We start from the raw sequence: 14,871 nt of genomic DNA, 5'->3' as shown, positions 1-14,871 counted from the left end.
TACCGGTCATTTGGAGGTACAGCAGTATGAGGTTCAAAATAATTTATGGAAGGATCTAAGAGCTTACGGTATGCGAGCGTGTGAATTATGCTTCATCCCTGCGCGTTTTTCCTGTATAATAAACATGGAAAAACAGAGTGAGCATACATCAGATGAAAACGGAGGAATGAACAATGAAGCAGACGATGATAGGAACCTGGAAGATGGCATTTGACGGTATCCGCAGGGGAGCAGCGGTTTTGCGGGAGCAGAGTGTAAAGGAAGCCATACGCACAGCGATACAGGATGTGGAACAGCGCGAGGAATTTGTGTCGGTCGGAAAGGGCGGTCTTCCCAATATCGACGGGCATGTGCAGCTGGATGCAGCCTATATGGATGGGAAAACATTAAATTTTGGCGGTGTGATTGAGATGGAGAATGTGGCATCCGCAATCGAGGTCGCAGCATCCCTGTGCGGGAAGCATTGCAATTGTCTGCTTGCCGGAAAGGGAGCGGAAGGCTATGCACAGGAGGAAGGCTTCGCTTTTGCAAATAATCTTACCGAGGCTTCGAAGCAGCGTTGGAAACAGGCTAAGAAGGATGCGGATTTAAAGGCATATGACGGTCATGACACGGTTTGCGTGCTGGCCGCAAAGGATAATGAAATGGCTGCGGGTGTGTCTACCTCCGGGTTGTTTTTAAAGCATGCCGGCAGAGTGGGGGACAGCCCGGTCATCGGCTCCGGCTTTTACAGTGACGCAATGGCCGGCAGTGCAGCGGCAACCGGTCTAGGAGAAGATATTATGCGTGGCTGTCTGTCTGTTCGGGTTGTTGATCTGATGCGTGCAGGGATAGCCGTACAGGATGCTTTGATTCAGGTGCTGGATACCCATATGGCACGTATGAAGCAGGCTGGAAACGACTGTGATGCCATATCCATGATTGCCATGGATACAAAGGGGAACTGTGCTGCTGTGACAAATTTAAAGGAATTTCCTTATGTTGTGGCACAGGATGGTGAGGTAACCCTCATGGTCGCGGCATATGAAAACGGAGTTCATCGCTGTTTTCCTGCCGATGAAGCATGGTTGAAGCAATATAGCGGTGATTGATATGACTCCTTTACTTGATCATCTGCATGTCACCGTTCGTGATTTAAAACGTGCAGAACGCTTTTATGATCAATTTCTGCCACTGCTTGGCTTTGATCTGCGTTATAAGGAATATGACCGTAAGGAAGCAAATGCATATGAAATAATAGAATACCATCATGCGGCGTTCTCCATCGGTATTGTCAGTCCGCGGAGCTGTTTTGAAAAGGAAAAGCTCAGCCGCAGGAAGCCTGGAGCTTTGCATCATGTGGCATTTATGGTAGATGATACGCAAACAGTGGATCGCTTATACGAGCAGGTCCTGCAGATGAAGATGCAGATTGTTCATGCGCCAAGATTTTATCCGGAATACTGTGAGGACTATTATGCATTTTTTCTGAAGGACAGTGAAGGTATTGAACTGGAGATTACATGCTATGACAGGCAGAAATACTTCCCTTACATCAGCGGTGATACTGAAAACAGCAGGCATGGTAGCTGAAGCAAATGGATCTGGTAATGAACAGACATTTTCAGGCCTGTTGCAGCATTGTGATTTTTAAAATTGAAAACGCAAAGGTTTCCTATAACAGCGATACCTTTGCGTATTTTCATTTACGAGAAACGAAGTATCCTTCATCCATCAGTCGAAGTATGAAATCTTATCTGGGTCAAAGCGATCCGCAATTTCTTTATCTTCACAACCGTAGCCCACAGCAATGACCGCAACCGGGAGTAAATCCTCCTTCAACTTATAATAATTGCGAAAGTTATTTATGCGCTCCTTTCGCGGTCCCACGGCACACCAGCAGGTTGACAGTCCCTGATGCCGTGCTTCTATCAGGATGTTTTGGATTGCGGCACTGCAGTCACAGTACAGATATTCATCCAAATCGGTAGCTTTTTGATCACCCATCACAAGAATGGCGCAGGGCGCTGTTTTCATCATTCCTGTATAAGGCTGCAGGGTTGTCATCTCATCCAGAGCTTTCCGATTGCGAATCACCATAAATCGCCAGCTTTGTGTATTCCTTGCCGTAGGCGCATGCATGGCGGCGCGAAGTAGCTCCTCCAGCTTTTCCTTTTCTACTGTCCGATCTTCATAGCGGCGTATACTCTGCCTTGTCCATATTTCAGTAAGCATATGCTTTTCCTCCTTTTCCTTTTTCTTCAGTATAGCACAAATGAAGAAAAAAGACCTGCGAATAATGCGCAGATCTAATGACCGTTTGCGTATGCTTCCGATACGCCGTAGCCGGCATCCAGCTTCAACAGGTAGTCCTTTTCATATTTCATTAAAGTGGAATAGGTGACAAACTGATAGCCCTGCTTCTTTAATTCCGGCAGGATGGATTTCAGACTTTCCACGCTTGGCTCATATATATCATGAAACAAAATAACGATATTGCCGTTCTTTGCCCCGTTCAATGCTGCAGCAGTGATGCTGGCGGCATTCTTGCTGGACCAGTCTCTTGTGTCGATATCCCAGAACGCATAGCCAAGATGATTGCCCTTCAGCATATTGTTGTTTACCGCACCATATGGCGGACGGAAATATTGCGGCTCTGCACCGCAGATGGCATAGATTGCATCCTGAACCTTATAAATGTTTTCCGTGACCTGTGAAACAGACATGTATCCTTTTTTGGAAGCCGCAAGATCCATGGAATGATCCCAGGAATGATTCCCCAGCTCAAAGCCGCGGTTATACATTTCCTTTACTGTATCACGGTTTGCCTCCACGTTTTGTCCAAGCATGAAGAAGGTGGCGCGTCCGTCGTATTGTTCAAATATATCCATGACCTCCGAGGTATAGGCACTTGGCCCGTCATCAAAGGTAAAGGCGATCATCTTCTTTTTAGGGTCAACCTTTGGCTGTGCCCTGGCAACCGCTGTATCCTTCTGGTACAATGACGGTATATGGGAATCCTTCAGTCTTATGTATTTCCTATATTCCTTATATGGAATGGAAACGGTATGCTTTTCATCCAGATGGATACGCAGGCTTGTCTTTGTCATGGAAAGGGCACTAGTATCACGCTTTATATCCTTTTTCCAGCCCTGTTCCCCGGCCAGCCTTTTCACCAAAGCAGGATACTCACGGCGCAATACATCCTCCAGCACCAGCTGCTTCTTCTGCTTTTTATCATACAGCATCCATGTGGTCTCTGTATGCGTTTGCACACCATCAACATTGTATGTGTGTCTGTGGAATGCCAGATTCACATAGCGGTCAAAAAGCAGTGAGCTGTCATAATCAATGCTTGTAATCTGCTTCTTTGTCTTACCGGCCGCTGGCACAGTCTTTTTCTCGTATGCCTTGACAAGGCTGTTTAATTCCTTTTCTTCATATGCAGGATAGGTAAAGGATACAAACGCCTCGTTCTCATATTCCTTACTGACCTGCTGTATATCTCCGTAATCTTTTCCTTTTGTTTCATAGGCTTTGTATGTTTCGTACGGATCATGAAACAGCATGCCGCTGATTTTCCATATTCCGAAGCCGATTGTGGTTATCACCACGGCACAGAGTACCAGTAAAATTGCCAGTCGATCCTTCCTTATTTTTTTTCTTCTCGTATTCATAATCCCTCCAAAATAGCTATCCGGTAATATTATAGCATCCTTTTACATAAATTACCTTGTAGTGGTTGAAAAATCATAAATTTCATAACTCTGTAAGATATGGGAAATAATGAGGTCTGTTGGCGAAATGGATCCTGTAGCAATGAATACCACTGTGTATTTCATATGGAAGGTTGCGTATTGCTGTCATATGGATTCCAATTGCATAGGCATTACAAACGGTCTTTCATACATTGGATTGCATTACAGGCTGTACAAAAAAGCCATACCTGCAGCGGTATGGCAATACACTGAATTGAAAATAGCGAATTGATATGATGTTACTTCATGGAGGCAGGGATGACGATATTTTCATTTACCAGCTCTTCGTTTTTATATTTGCGAAGAGTGGAAAGGGAAACGAACTGATAGCCCTTTGCCTCCAGCTTCGGCAGCACCTGCAGGATGGCATCTCTGGAAAAATCGTGGATATCATGCAGTAGGATAACGGAGCCGTCATGCACATTCTGCATGATATTCTGGGTGATGATATCTGCGTTTTTATTGCTCCAATCCAGAGTATCCAAATCCCAGAGTGCGAAATCCAGAGTGGATACGGCACGTACATTGTTATTCAATGCACCATAGGGTGGACGAAACATCGTCGCATCCGCACCGCATGCCGCAAATATGGCGTCCTGCGTGTTATAGATTTCATCACTTACTTCAGCTTTGCTCATCGCATCACTTTTGCTTGCGGCGATCCGCATGGAGTGGTCCCAGGAATGATTTCCCACCTCAAAGCCGCGTTTATACATATCGCGAACGATATCCGTGTGATCCACACCGGTCGTGTCGTCCTTCACATTCTGTCCCAGCATAAAGAAGGTGGCACGTCCGTTGTATTTTTCAAATTCCTTCATGATGATTTGTGTATTTTGCCAATGCGGACCGTCGTCAAAGGTGAAGGCAATCATTTTCTTGTTGGGATCCACCTTCTGCTCTGTCGGAATGATCGCGTCTTTTTGATATAGTGAAGGAATGTTTCGGTTCGCAAGGCGGATGTATTTCTTATATTCCTTATAGGGAAAGGCCATCCCTTTTGTTTCCTTGCCGGTATAGAGCATAAGCCCGTCTTTTTCAACCTGCACCTGCAGGGAAGTGATGCTGGGGGTTTTTATGCCTGCTGTCTCTGCCAGCTTTTTTACCACCTGCACATAATCCCGACGCAGGGCATCCTGCACGGTGATTAGCTTTCTCTGTTTGGTATCATAGGTATAGTGATTTCTGACTTCATCCACCTGTTTTTCATCAGCATCATAAATCTTCTGTATAAAGGTTAGATTCACATACTGATCAAACAGCTTTTCACTGGCATAATCAATCGCGATATACTGCATGCCTTCATGCTTGCGCTTTGTCTGTATACTTGTACTGCGATAGGTTTGTACGATTTCATTGAGCTGTTTATCTTCAAACTTCGGATAATAGAAGGAAAGATAATAGGTATCCTCCTTCTCCTCGGTGAAATGCTCCATCGTACCTTCCTTCTTATTGCTTTCGTCATAGGTGTTGTAGGCCGCATACGCATCCTCAGCCATGATTTTATAAATCCCGAAGCCGCCTGCCAGCAGCAGAACCGGTATCAGTATCAGCAGCATAAGCCGCTTTGGGTTGACATGTCTGTTCCGTTTGTATTCCTGTTTCATCATTACTTTCCTCCTGTATACTTGTGAAGCTCACTGCAAGGTATTTTAAATTCCTGTGTTCCCATATACCCGGGGGCAATGGAATATTTTTCAAAGATGATGACAACGTTTCCCTTGCTGTCAATATAGTATGGCTGATTTTTACGGATTCCCTGAAATCCCATCGCTCCGTCAAAATAGCTTGCATTTTCATTCTGCTCTGTACGCTCTTTGATTTGTCTGCGGACACTGGTGTTAATAGTATCCTCATAATCCTTGCCAAACAAATCCTGCAGTGTGATGTCTCTTCCACTGGATAAATCCAGATTGAAGGTCTGATATTCCTGCATGGAGGTATTCAGCTGATAGTTTGTCATAATCTGGAAGGATAACAGGTTCTTTTGATTACAGGTGATTTTATAATCGATTGTGACCTCTGTTTTTGCGGTCAGCGATTCCACCTTTTCCTTTTTCATCATTTCCCGAACCTGTGCACTGTCCTTATACAGCTGCTCGGTGGTTTTATTGATGCGCTCCTCAATCTGTTTATTCACACGCTCCTCCATCTCTGGATTTCCCGTGTTTTTCACCTCCGGAACCTTGACGCTTAAGGAATCCACATCACTGGTTTTCTGATATTCCCGCACGCACAGAATACGGGAGACATCGCCCAGCAGAGGAATCGCGAATACGCTTTGGGCAAACGCCGGTACGGTGTTCAGCACAATCAGATAACCTATAAGGGCAGCACTGAGCGCAGGCTTCCATAGCCTGTAAAAGGTAAAGCGGCTCTGCTTTTTCTGTGCCTGATCGATGCAGGTATCCATAAAGCTGTCCAAATCCTGCGGTGTCTGTATTTCCTCATATTCCTGTCGTAGCTTATCTACCTTTTTCATACATCCTGTTCCTCCATCTGTATACGCATGTCCTTCAATCCTTTATAAAGCCGTGTCTTTACGGTACTTAAAGGCATTGACAGGATATCCGAAATTTCATCCAGCTTGCGGTCTTCGAAAAAGCGGAGGATGAGAATGGTTCTGGTTTTCGGATCCAATGCAAACAGCAGCTGATGAAGCTCCTCACTGAGCAGCATGTCGGTATGCTCCTGCAGCATGATGTCTTCCTCCAGCGGATATACCGATTCCCGACGCTGCTTACGGATTTGATCCAGACAGGTATTGATGAGAATTCTGTAGAACCAGGTATCCATATACTCCATGTTTTTCAATCTGGTCAGACCGGTAAATGCCTTTAGGATTGCATTCTGCAGCATATCCTTGGCATCCGCATCGCTATGCATATAAGAATATGCCAGACGATACAGGCGTTTTTCATTCGATTTTAAATAGAATTCCAGATCGTCCGGATGCAGTCGCTGTTTCATGTACCGTGTCTCCTATCTTGCTGTTTCAGTTATTAGACGCATATTACAGGAAGAAAGTTTGAAAAATTTATAGAAATTTGTATAAATTAGTCGAATCCTGCTCATATGTATTATGACATGAAACCCTGTTTGCGCATACGGAGAACTTCTTAAAAAAGCTTAAATGAAGACTGGGCAATTCTCTTTACAAATGTCTGAAAAAGGCGCATACTATATGTATAAATAAGAACGGTTCTTAATATTAAAGGAGGAAGCAATATGGATCAAACAGCATTTTTTAAATTGAGCTACGGCTTATACATCATTTCAACTACTTCAGAGGGAAAGGATGCAGGCTGCGTTGCAAATACCCTGCATCAGGTAACCTCATCTCCTGCACAGCTTGCGGTAACCCTGAACAAGGACAATTATACGGAGCAGCTGATTGAAAAATCAGGACGCTTCAGTGCAGTCGTGCTAACGCAGAACTGCGGTATGGATATCATTAAAAATTTCGGCTTTTGTTCCAGCAGGGACAATGACAAATTCGCGCAGTGCACTTACCGAAGAGATACACACGGGGTTCCCTATCCCAGTGAGCACATGGCGGCACGCTACAGTCTCAAGGTTGTAAAAACACTTGATTTGGGTACGCATGTCATGTTTGTTGGGGAAGTGGAAGAGGCAGAAGTGCTCAGTGAGGAAGAGGTTATGACCTATGCTTACTATCATCAGGTGAAAAACGGAGCTACCCCGAAGAATGCACCGAGCTATCAGGAAAAGAGTGAAAAAAGCGGCTGGAGATGTACAATCTGCGGTTACATCTATGAAGGAGATCCGCTTCCACAGGACTATGTATGTCCGTTATGCGGTGCACCTGCGGCATTGTTTGAAAAGCTGTAAACAAAGACAAATCCGGCAGTTGTTGAATAGGAGCATGCACAGTCACTGTAGGCGGGCAATGCCATGCAGCTGATTGGAAGAGGCAGTTGCATACTTGTAAACCTTATGCATATGTAGAGACTGTTCGCCATACATGCAGCAGAGGAAAGAGTAGTCTTTCTTCTGATGACATTTAAAATCATATACGTGCAGGTGAGTCTGGTCAGTGGCAATAGCTGAGCAGGCTCTTTTTTCTGCCTGCAGAAGCAGACAGGGGCATATAGCTGTATACCGCAATTGCTTACCTACGAAAGTATGCATACAGAGAAGCGATAATCACAAGCAGCTTGACAGCAATCCTTTTGTGTAGCGCTATCCTCTTTTGTTTACCAGATAATTTCCAAAGGAAACGTCTGCATACGTGCTTGCTCTTTTTCGTGTAAATATCACGACCCTCCTTGTTTTTTTCTTCCGTATATAAGGTAGCAAATGCATGTATCCTACTTGTATCCGATAAAAATACAATAAAGTGGAAGCATGCTATAGTGCGGGACGTAGCATCCGGTTCCCGCATTTACACACCTGCTGGTATTTATGATTTCATTAGAGACAGCCGAAAAATCAATAAAAAAGAACATCGCAGGATGTTCCAGGGATGACGCCTTTTACGAATACATGAATATACGTAGTACAGTTACGAATTATAAATATGGATGATGCCGGTATCGTTTAAATTCTGTACAATCAATATGAGAATCGGAAGTATGAAGATACCGAGAAAGCCGAACAGCCTTGCCCCCAGGTACATGCACATAAGCATCAGCAGAGGATGCAGACCAATCTGTTTTCCAACGATTTTCGGTTCAATGATATTGCGTATCACGGTGATGACAAGATACAGAATGAGCAGACCCACACCTGTTTTCACCTGATTGTTCAAAAAACTGATTAGAATCCAGGGAAGCATGATGCCACCGGTTCCAAGCACAGGCAGTACATCAAAAATAGCAATCAGAAAGGCAATGACGAGTGCGTTTTCAATCCCCAGTATATGCAGTCCAATGGTCAGCTCGAAAAAGGTCAGTAGCATGATTTTGCCATAGGCGACGGCGAAGCGTGCAATCGTATCAGTGAAATAGTGCCGGGAGGTAAAGACGATCTGTGCTCCCTTCTCCGGAAGCTGCCGGATAAAAAAGGCTATGATGCGCGGATAATCGGCATTAAAGAAAAAGGAGGATATGATGGCGAAGAAGAAGGCGATAAGCAGATTGGGAAGGGAGGACGCAAAGCCGGTGAACAGGGATACTAGATGCTTGGACAGGGAGGATATGATACTGTATAAAGAAGACTGCAGGCCGTCCAGAAAGGACTGGATGGCCTGCGCACCTGTGATATCCACCTCCTTCCATACACTTTCCACATTTCCCAGCGTATCGTTGAGAAACGGCTCCAGATTTTGCTGATACAGTCTTGGTATGTCTTCCACAAAATCCTTCAGGAATGCAAAGCCCTTCATAAATAGCAGTGTCACAAAGGCACCGATGGTCGCATAAAAGACCAGAATCACAATTGATGACCAAAGCTTTTCATGACCGCCGCTCAGCGCTGTCAGCCTTTTGATGAGCGGACGCAGCATGAAGGCAATCAGAAAACCAATCAGAAAGGGCATGATCGTATACATCACATAGCGTAGAAACAGATACAGCAGTGCAAGTATGAGGCAGCTGTAAACAAAATGGATGATAAAGGCTCTTTGTTTTTCCGTATTCATAATACTTCCTCCTTTGCGGTTGCTTCGTAATCCGCGGAAATGTTTGTTGTCAGATGCTTTATAGACGGATTGCAATGCTGAACAGCTGATGTATGAAAGAACAGCGGTGGCGGATGATGTTTGCACAAGCTGCCTTGTGCTTGTCCGGCAGGGCATGTCCGGGTTTGGAAAACCTATTTTTGATGCTATACAGAGAGTATAGATACAGTATAGAAAAAAAGAACCGAGAAGTGTGCGGATTCCTGTCATATACTCAGGATACAGATACAGCTTACGGTTCTTTTTTACTTTTTTGTGTGTGCTAACAGAGTGAATACAGCTTCTATCGATCAATACGATCGTGTTGAATTCTTATGCTTTAAATTTACCGGCGATCAAGTAAGGACCCATTTACTTCCCGTCCTCTTTTTTTCTGCGTTCATTGATGATGGAAAACAGCCGCTCTGCATTGATCCGTGAGATAGCTTCTATTCTTGTCGGGAATGCCTTCTGTAATCGGATATGGGTGCGTTTGCGTTTGGTGTGAAGGGATGTAATGCGCTGCCGCAGCCTTTCGATACGCTCCAGAAGAATCTCATCCGCATTGGTGGAATCCAGAACCCGTGCTACCGCATCGCTTAGATTCTCCTGAAGCAAAGTAATGCTGGCATTTGCAAATTCCTGCCGCAGCTCGCGAATGCTTTCCTCGATTTCCTGAAAATCCTTGTTCTTGCGCAGCAGTGCAAGTGCTGTGTTATACAGGTCATAGCCAAACCCGAAAAGAGCGGCTGTACAAAGCATAGTCTGCATCCCGGGGGAAAACAGATGCACAAATTCCTGGATTGCCGGATGGATGAGATAATAGACAACCAGCACCATACAGCCGAACAGCAGGGAGTTTTTCAGGCAGACACGGCCGTGAATGTTGAATGGATAGCTTGAGTAATCCCACCATTTGGTATGAAAGAGAACCTCCATGCCCCAGCTCGTAACGTACTCCAGGGCGCTTGTTACGACGATGCCCATAACAAACATGAGGGGAATGCTGAAACCGAAAGGATCGAGAATGTGAAGCACCGCCAGTGCTCCGCAGCCATAGATGGGACAGTAGGGACCGGCGAGAAATCCGCGGTTGATAAATGTATGCGCGGGGATGCTGCAGTAGATACATTCGCAGAGCCAGCCGAAAAAGCTGTACAGGAAGAAATATAAGATAAGCTCCATACGATCCTCTTAAAACTCCTGATACAGACGGTAATCGCCGAAATCGCGAATCGTCATAAGGGCATCACTGTACTTGCGCTTTTCCTTGTCATTCACTACGATCACATCAATTCCGGCATTGCGCGCTGCCATAACGCCGTTTTCGGTATCTTCAAACACAATGCATTCCTCTGCGGTTAGATCAATGTTGTGCAATGCCTCCAGATACATCTGGGGGTCCGGCTTGGAGCGGGTAACCTGCTGGGAGGTTATCACATAATCAAAATAGGCTTCCATGTGCTTTTCCCGCAATATATGGGATACGATTTCTGTCGCATTGTTGGTGCATAGACAGATTTTATAATTCTTTTGCTTTACATACTGCAGAAACATGAGTGCATCCTTTTTCAACGGGGCGTTGTCGTAATGCTCCAGCAGAAAATCACTCACCCGGCGTACAAGCTCCTTTCCTTCCGCAGGGTCTTCCACCTCCTGCAAAATGCGGGTCTCCATTTCCGCAAAGCTGCGAACGCGGGATTTCAGTATTTTCAGAATCAGTGTTTTCTGTACCGTTTTCAATTCGCTCAGTGCCTGCCTGAAGTTGATATTCTCATAGGTGTTGATGAGCGTTCCATCCATGTCAAACAGAATTCCTTTTTTTGTCATCGCATGTTCTCCTTTCGCATAATCGCATCCAGAAACTGGTTCAGCTTCTCCAGTCCCTTCACGATGATTTCCTTATCCTTATAATTGTACTGCTTCCACTGCTCCTCATAGTGCTGTTGGATCTTACGCGATATCGTCTGTACGCAAAGTGCTCCGCTTTGACTTGTGCAAAGCTCCACAATACGTTCATCCTGTTCCCTTTTTTTGCGGATCAGATAGCCGCTGTGCTCCAGCTTTTTGCAGAGAGCCGACATATTGCCTGCATCGGTGTGCAGTGCCTTTGCGACAGAACCGATTGTGGTGCAGGGGTGCTGCTGTATATAGGAGAGCACGGAATACTGCATGTCGGTAATGCGATAGTGCTCGTATTCTTCCTTCAGATAACGGGAACGCTGAAATGTCAGCTTGCGGTTCAATTCCTCTACCTGCTGTTCATACAGTGAAATATCCATATGCATGACTTCCTTTCCTTATTATATGTGATTTACATATTTTACAACTGTGTGCCCTCGCTGTCAATGGTCTTTGGTTTCAGGAAGCGGGAGGCGAAAATTCCATGAAACATTTTCATTTTTCACGAAACGAAAAAAACGGCAAAATATACATGAAATCGCTTGCAAAAATCATAAAATAAGATACAATATAACTATACTAGAAGTGATGCAAGAAAGGGGCGTGTGTTTTGTGACAGCAAACAGAATCATGAAAAAACCTGATACAGACAGTGCATTCCCTGACGTACCTGATGAAGATGTACGTAGTTTCTTCGCGGCCTTAGAATGGATGTAAAGTGCGATTGCTTTGCGTCCGTTTTTTTATTCAGATGATTCAGTATAAACTAAAGGAGGAATTAAAATGGATCAGAAATTCAACAAAGCATTCTGGGATGCATGTGCAAACGGTGATTTTGCAACGGTATGTGCGGAAATCAAGAAGGGTGCTGACATCAACTATCAGAACGGTGATGGAAGAACGGGTCTGATGCGTGCTGCCAAGCGTGATTACAAGGATATCGTACGCGTGCTGCTGGATAATGGTGCAGAGGTAAATCTGGAAGATAATAAAGGAAAGACCGCCATTATGGGGGCAGCGAAAAAAGGAAATAAAACCATCTGCAAGAAGCTGATCGAAGCAGGTGCGGATGTGAATACGTCGGATGATCGCGGCAGAACTGCGCTGATGCGTGCTGCTTTTCTTGGACATGATCGCTGCGTTGAGGTGCTGCTGGATGCCGGTGCTGAGATCAATGCGCAGGATGAGGTGGGCAGAAGTGCGTTAATGGAAGCCTGCGTTGCATTTAAAAAGGATGTTATCCGTATGCTGATTGAACGAAATGCGGATGTGAATCTCTGTGATAACAATGGCTGTACGGCATTGATGCGTGCGGCATATGGCGGATATGTGGGACTTGTGGAGGATCTGCTGGCAAACGGTGCGGATAAGGACCTGATCGATAAGGAAGGTCACAAGGCAATTCACTATGTACGCGAAGACTGTCTGGCTCAGCTGAAGCCGATACTGAAGTAGGAGGTAGCCTGTATGAGAGACTATCTGAGCCATGAGGTACGAAATGTAGTCGTACTCGGACACAGCGGTGTCGGTAAAACCGCAGTTATGGAAAGTATGCTGTATTTTACAAAGGCGAGTGATCGCTTTGGTGTTACGAGTGAGGGAAGCTCACTGATTGATTATGATCCGGAGGAAATACGACGCGGTATCTCCGTGTATGCTTCGCTGGTGCCGATCGAGTGGAAGGATTGCAAAATCAACTTTATCGATACACCGGGGTATGCGGATTTTATTCGCGGTGCGGAAGCGGGAATCGCGGTTGGAGACAGTGCCCTGATTGTCGTGGATGCCAAGGATGCTGTACAGCCCGGGACGATCAAGGCATGGGAGGCAGCACAGAAGCGCTCCATTCCGACAATCTTCTTTGTGAATAAGCTGGATGAGGATAATGCATCCTTTGATCAGGCATATTCCGTTCTGCGGGAAACCTTCGGTAAGAGCGTTATTCCGTTTGAAGTACCGATTATGGAAAATGGAAAGACCATCGGCTCCGTGAATATTCTGCGTGACAAGGCATGGTATTTTGAAGGATCGCTGGCTGATCCGAACAAGGCACAGCCGGTACCGGAGGATATGACGGATATCGTTGCCGAATATAAGAATCAGATTGCGGAAGCGATTGCCATGAGTGATGATGAGCTGATGGAAAAATATTTCAGCGGTGAGGAATTCAGCGAGGCGGAGCTGACAAGAGGAGTACGTCTGGGTGTGCGGAATGGAGAAATTCGACCGGTGTTCAGCGGAAGTGCTACGCATAGTGTCGGTACAGAGCGTCTGATGGATCTGATTGTGAAATACTTCCCGACATATGGAGAAGCAGGAAGTATCATGGTCAGTGATGCCGAAACCAAGGAACCGGTTATGCTGGAAACAAATGAGAAGGAAACGCTGTGTGCACAGGTATTCAAGACGGTTGTCGATCCGTTTGTCGGACGTATTTCCTATATCAAGGTGTTGGCCGGAGTGATGAGCAGTGACTCTGTCGTATATAATGCAACCAAGGATCAGGTGGAGAAGATTTCAACCATCTTTATCGTCAAGGGGAAACACCAGACGGCAGTTGGAAAGCTGTTTACAGGTGATATTGGAGCCGTTGTCAAGCTGCAGGCTACACAGACCAATGATACCTTGTGTGAAAAGGGAAAGCACTATCTGGTAGAACCGATTCAATTCTCGGAGCCGATGCTTGGTATGGCGGTATTCCCGAATTCCAAGAATGATGAGGATAAAATGAGCAGTGCGCTTGCACGCATGGTGGAGGAGGATCCTACCCTGCGTCTGGAAAACAACAAGGAAACCAAGCAGACGATTCTGTATGGAATCGGTGATCAGCATATTGATGTTGTACTGAATAAGCTGAAGAACAAATATAAAGTGGAGGTGCGCCTGGAAACACCGAAGGTACCGTATCATGAGACAATTCGGAAAACGGCAGTCGGTGAAGGCCGGCATAAGAAGCAGTCCGGCGGTCATGGACAGTTTGGGCACGTTTTCGTGGAATTTGCACCGAATCCGGATGAAGAGGAAATGGTATTTGAGGAAAAGGTATTCGGAGGCGCCGTTCCGCGTCAGTATTTCCCGGCGGTGGAAACAGGTCTTCGGGAATGTATGCAGCATGGTCTGCTGGCAGGCTACAAGGTAGTCAATATCAAGGCAACTCTGCTGGATGGAAAATATCATGATGTCGATTCCAGTGAGATGGCGTTTAAGCTGGCTGCCCGTCTTTCCTATAAGGCAGGTATTCCGGAAGCGAAGCCGATCCTGCTGGAGCCGATCGTGAATATTACCGTTAAGGTACCGGATGAATTCACCGGTACGATCATCGGCGATTTCAATAAGCGCCGTGGAGCAATCATGGGCATGGATATGGTTGACGGCTATCAGGAAATCACAGCACAGGTACCGCTGGCTGAGGTACAGAAATATCCGATCGAGCTGCGTGCGATGACACAGGGACGCGGAGTATATACACAAAGCTTTGACCGCTACGAGCCGGTACCATCCAATATTGCGGACGGTATTATTGCACAGCATAAGAAAGAAGAGGAAGAATAAACAGAGACGGGGATCTGCATGGCAGGTTCCCGTGTTCTTTATGAAAGAAGGAAAAACATA

The 14,871-nt window shown here is 45.6% G+C and carries 14 protein-coding genes; 5 read left to right on the top strand and 9 right to left on the bottom strand.

The window, feature by feature from the left end; genetic code table 11:
• Window positions 1-173: 173 nt before the first annotated feature.
• Together ACG3M1_RS17230 and ACG3M1_RS17225 are read left to right on the top strand one after the other, a co-directional pair.
• The gene (locus tag ACG3M1_RS17230) at window positions 174-1,091 is read left to right on the top strand and encodes an isoaspartyl peptidase/L-asparaginase (RefSeq protein ID WP_008816839.1); all 918 of its coding nucleotides are present in this window, start codon (window positions 174-176) and stop codon (window positions 1,089-1,091) included.
• Between the two features lies 1 nt (window position 1,092).
• Entirely contained in the window at window positions 1,093-1,572 is a 480-nt protein-coding gene (locus ACG3M1_RS17225; RefSeq protein WP_008816838.1) for a VOC family protein, read from the top strand.
• Window positions 1,573-1,713: 141 nt separating this feature from the next.
• Here the strand turns inward: ACG3M1_RS17225 and ACG3M1_RS17220 are convergent, their stop codons facing one another.
• The 5 genes from ACG3M1_RS17220 to ACG3M1_RS17200 form a co-directional block, all read right to left on the bottom strand.
• Window positions 1,714-2,214 (bottom strand): nitroreductase family protein, encoded by a 501-nt coding sequence (locus ACG3M1_RS17220; protein ID WP_008816837.1) that lies wholly within the window; start codon window positions 2,212-2,214, stop codon window positions 1,714-1,716.
• Between the two features lie 74 nt (window positions 2,215-2,288).
• On the bottom strand, window positions 2,289-3,656 hold the full coding sequence (locus ACG3M1_RS17215) for a polysaccharide deacetylase family protein (protein WP_009270877.1): 1,368 nt from the start codon (window positions 3,654-3,656) through the stop codon (window positions 2,289-2,291).
• Window positions 3,657-3,976: 320 nt separating this feature from the next.
• Complete coding sequence (locus ACG3M1_RS17210; RefSeq protein WP_008816835.1) at window positions 3,977-5,347, bottom strand: polysaccharide deacetylase family protein; 1,371 nt, start codon at window positions 5,345-5,347, stop codon at window positions 3,977-3,979.
• Window positions 5,347-6,219: a DUF3298 and DUF4163 domain-containing protein gene (locus ACG3M1_RS17205; RefSeq protein ID WP_008816834.1), complete on the bottom strand. Its 873-nt coding sequence runs from the start codon at window positions 6,217-6,219 to the stop codon at window positions 5,347-5,349. Before ACG3M1_RS17205 ends, ACG3M1_RS17210 begins: the two co-directional genes overlap by 1 nt.
• Entirely contained in the window at window positions 6,216-6,707 is a 492-nt protein-coding gene (locus tag ACG3M1_RS17200) for an RNA polymerase sigma factor (protein WP_002609553.1), read from the bottom strand. The genes ACG3M1_RS17205 and ACG3M1_RS17200 overlap by 4 nt, the downstream gene beginning before the upstream one ends.
• Window positions 6,708-6,965: 258 nt before the next feature.
• Between ACG3M1_RS17200 and ACG3M1_RS17195 the strand changes: the two genes are divergently transcribed.
• A complete protein-coding gene (locus ACG3M1_RS17195) occupies window positions 6,966-7,589 on the top strand; it encodes a flavin reductase (protein WP_008728528.1) in 624 nt (207 codons plus the stop codon).
• A 673-nt stretch (window positions 7,590-8,262) separates the two neighbouring features.
• Here ACG3M1_RS17195 and ytvI read toward each other — a convergent pair.
• From ytvI to ACG3M1_RS17175, 4 genes are all read right to left on the bottom strand, one after another.
• Complete coding sequence (gene ytvI / locus ACG3M1_RS17190; protein ID WP_022300474.1) at window positions 8,263-9,339, bottom strand: sporulation integral membrane protein YtvI; 1,077 nt, start codon at window positions 9,337-9,339, stop codon at window positions 8,263-8,265.
• 390 nt (window positions 9,340-9,729) lie between these two features.
• The gene (locus ACG3M1_RS17185; RefSeq protein WP_008816831.1) at window positions 9,730-10,542 is read right to left on the bottom strand and encodes a putative ABC transporter permease; all 813 of its coding nucleotides are present in this window, start codon (window positions 10,540-10,542) and stop codon (window positions 9,730-9,732) included.
• 9 nt (window positions 10,543-10,551) lie between these two features.
• Window positions 10,552-11,187 carry an HAD family hydrolase gene (locus tag ACG3M1_RS17180; RefSeq protein ID WP_002609561.1) on the bottom strand — a complete coding sequence of 212 codons (636 nt, stop codon included), beginning with the start codon at window positions 11,185-11,187 and terminating at the stop codon, window positions 10,552-10,554.
• Window positions 11,184-11,639 (bottom strand): MarR family winged helix-turn-helix transcriptional regulator, encoded by a 456-nt coding sequence (locus ACG3M1_RS17175; protein ID WP_002609563.1) that lies wholly within the window; start codon window positions 11,637-11,639, stop codon window positions 11,184-11,186. The genes ACG3M1_RS17180 and ACG3M1_RS17175 overlap by 4 nt, the downstream gene beginning before the upstream one ends.
• Before the next feature lie 403 nt (window positions 11,640-12,042).
• On the opposite strand from ACG3M1_RS17175, the gene ACG3M1_RS17170 reads away from it, so the two are divergent.
• Together ACG3M1_RS17170 and fusA are read left to right on the top strand one after the other, a co-directional pair.
• Entirely contained in the window at window positions 12,043-12,714 is a 672-nt protein-coding gene (locus tag ACG3M1_RS17170) for an ankyrin repeat domain-containing protein (RefSeq protein WP_002609564.1), read from the top strand.
• A 12-nt stretch (window positions 12,715-12,726) separates the two neighbouring features.
• Window positions 12,727-14,811 carry an elongation factor G gene (fusA, locus tag ACG3M1_RS17165; protein ID WP_008816828.1) on the top strand — a complete coding sequence of 695 codons (2,085 nt, stop codon included), beginning with the start codon at window positions 12,727-12,729 and terminating at the stop codon, window positions 14,809-14,811.
• Window positions 14,812-14,871 lie beyond the last annotated feature (60 nt).

The organism is Clostridium sp. 10cd* (genome assembly GCF_044336395.1).
Classification (GTDB): Bacteria; Bacillota_I; Bacilli_A; order Erysipelotrichales; family Erysipelotrichaceae; genus Clostridium_AQ; species Clostridium_AQ innocuum.
The sequence above is the reverse complement of the archived record's forward strand: the minus strand, read 5'-3'. Positions and strand labels throughout refer to the sequence as shown.

Excerpts from the sequence above, each read along its gene's own strand:
- ACG3M1_RS17230 (WP_008816839.1), top strand. The coding sequence starts at position 174 with ATGAAGCAGACGATGATAGGAACCTGGAAGATGGCATTTGACGGTATC.
- ACG3M1_RS17225 (WP_008816838.1), top strand. The coding sequence starts at position 1,093 with ATGACTCCTTTACTTGATCATCTGCATGTCACCGTTCGTGATTTAAAA.
- ACG3M1_RS17220 (WP_008816837.1), bottom strand. The coding sequence starts at position 2,214 with ATGCTTACTGAAATATGGACAAGGCAGAGTATACGCCGCTATGAAGAT.
- ACG3M1_RS17215 (WP_009270877.1), bottom strand. The coding sequence starts at position 3,656 with ATGAATACGAGAAGAAAAAAAATAAGGAAGGATCGACTGGCAATTTTA.
- ACG3M1_RS17210 (WP_008816835.1), bottom strand. The coding sequence starts at position 5,347 with ATGATGAAACAGGAATACAAACGGAACAGACATGTCAACCCAAAGCGG.
- ACG3M1_RS17205 (WP_008816834.1), bottom strand. The coding sequence starts at position 6,219 with ATGAAAAAGGTAGATAAGCTACGACAGGAATATGAGGAAATACAGACA.
- ACG3M1_RS17200 (WP_002609553.1), bottom strand. The coding sequence starts at position 6,707 with ATGAAACAGCGACTGCATCCGGACGATCTGGAATTCTATTTAAAATCG.
- ACG3M1_RS17195 (WP_008728528.1), top strand. The coding sequence starts at position 6,966 with ATGGATCAAACAGCATTTTTTAAATTGAGCTACGGCTTATACATCATT.
- ytvI (WP_022300474.1), bottom strand. The coding sequence starts at position 9,339 with ATGAATACGGAAAAACAAAGAGCCTTTATCATCCATTTTGTTTACAGC.
- ACG3M1_RS17185 (WP_008816831.1), bottom strand. The coding sequence starts at position 10,542 with ATGGAGCTTATCTTATATTTCTTCCTGTACAGCTTTTTCGGCTGGCTC.
- ACG3M1_RS17180 (WP_002609561.1), bottom strand. The coding sequence starts at position 11,187 with ATGACAAAAAAAGGAATTCTGTTTGACATGGATGGAACGCTCATCAAC.
- ACG3M1_RS17175 (WP_002609563.1), bottom strand. The coding sequence starts at position 11,639 with ATGGATATTTCACTGTATGAACAGCAGGTAGAGGAATTGAACCGCAAG.
- ACG3M1_RS17170 (WP_002609564.1), top strand. The coding sequence starts at position 12,043 with ATGGATCAGAAATTCAACAAAGCATTCTGGGATGCATGTGCAAACGGT.
- fusA (WP_008816828.1), top strand. The coding sequence starts at position 12,727 with ATGAGAGACTATCTGAGCCATGAGGTACGAAATGTAGTCGTACTCGGA.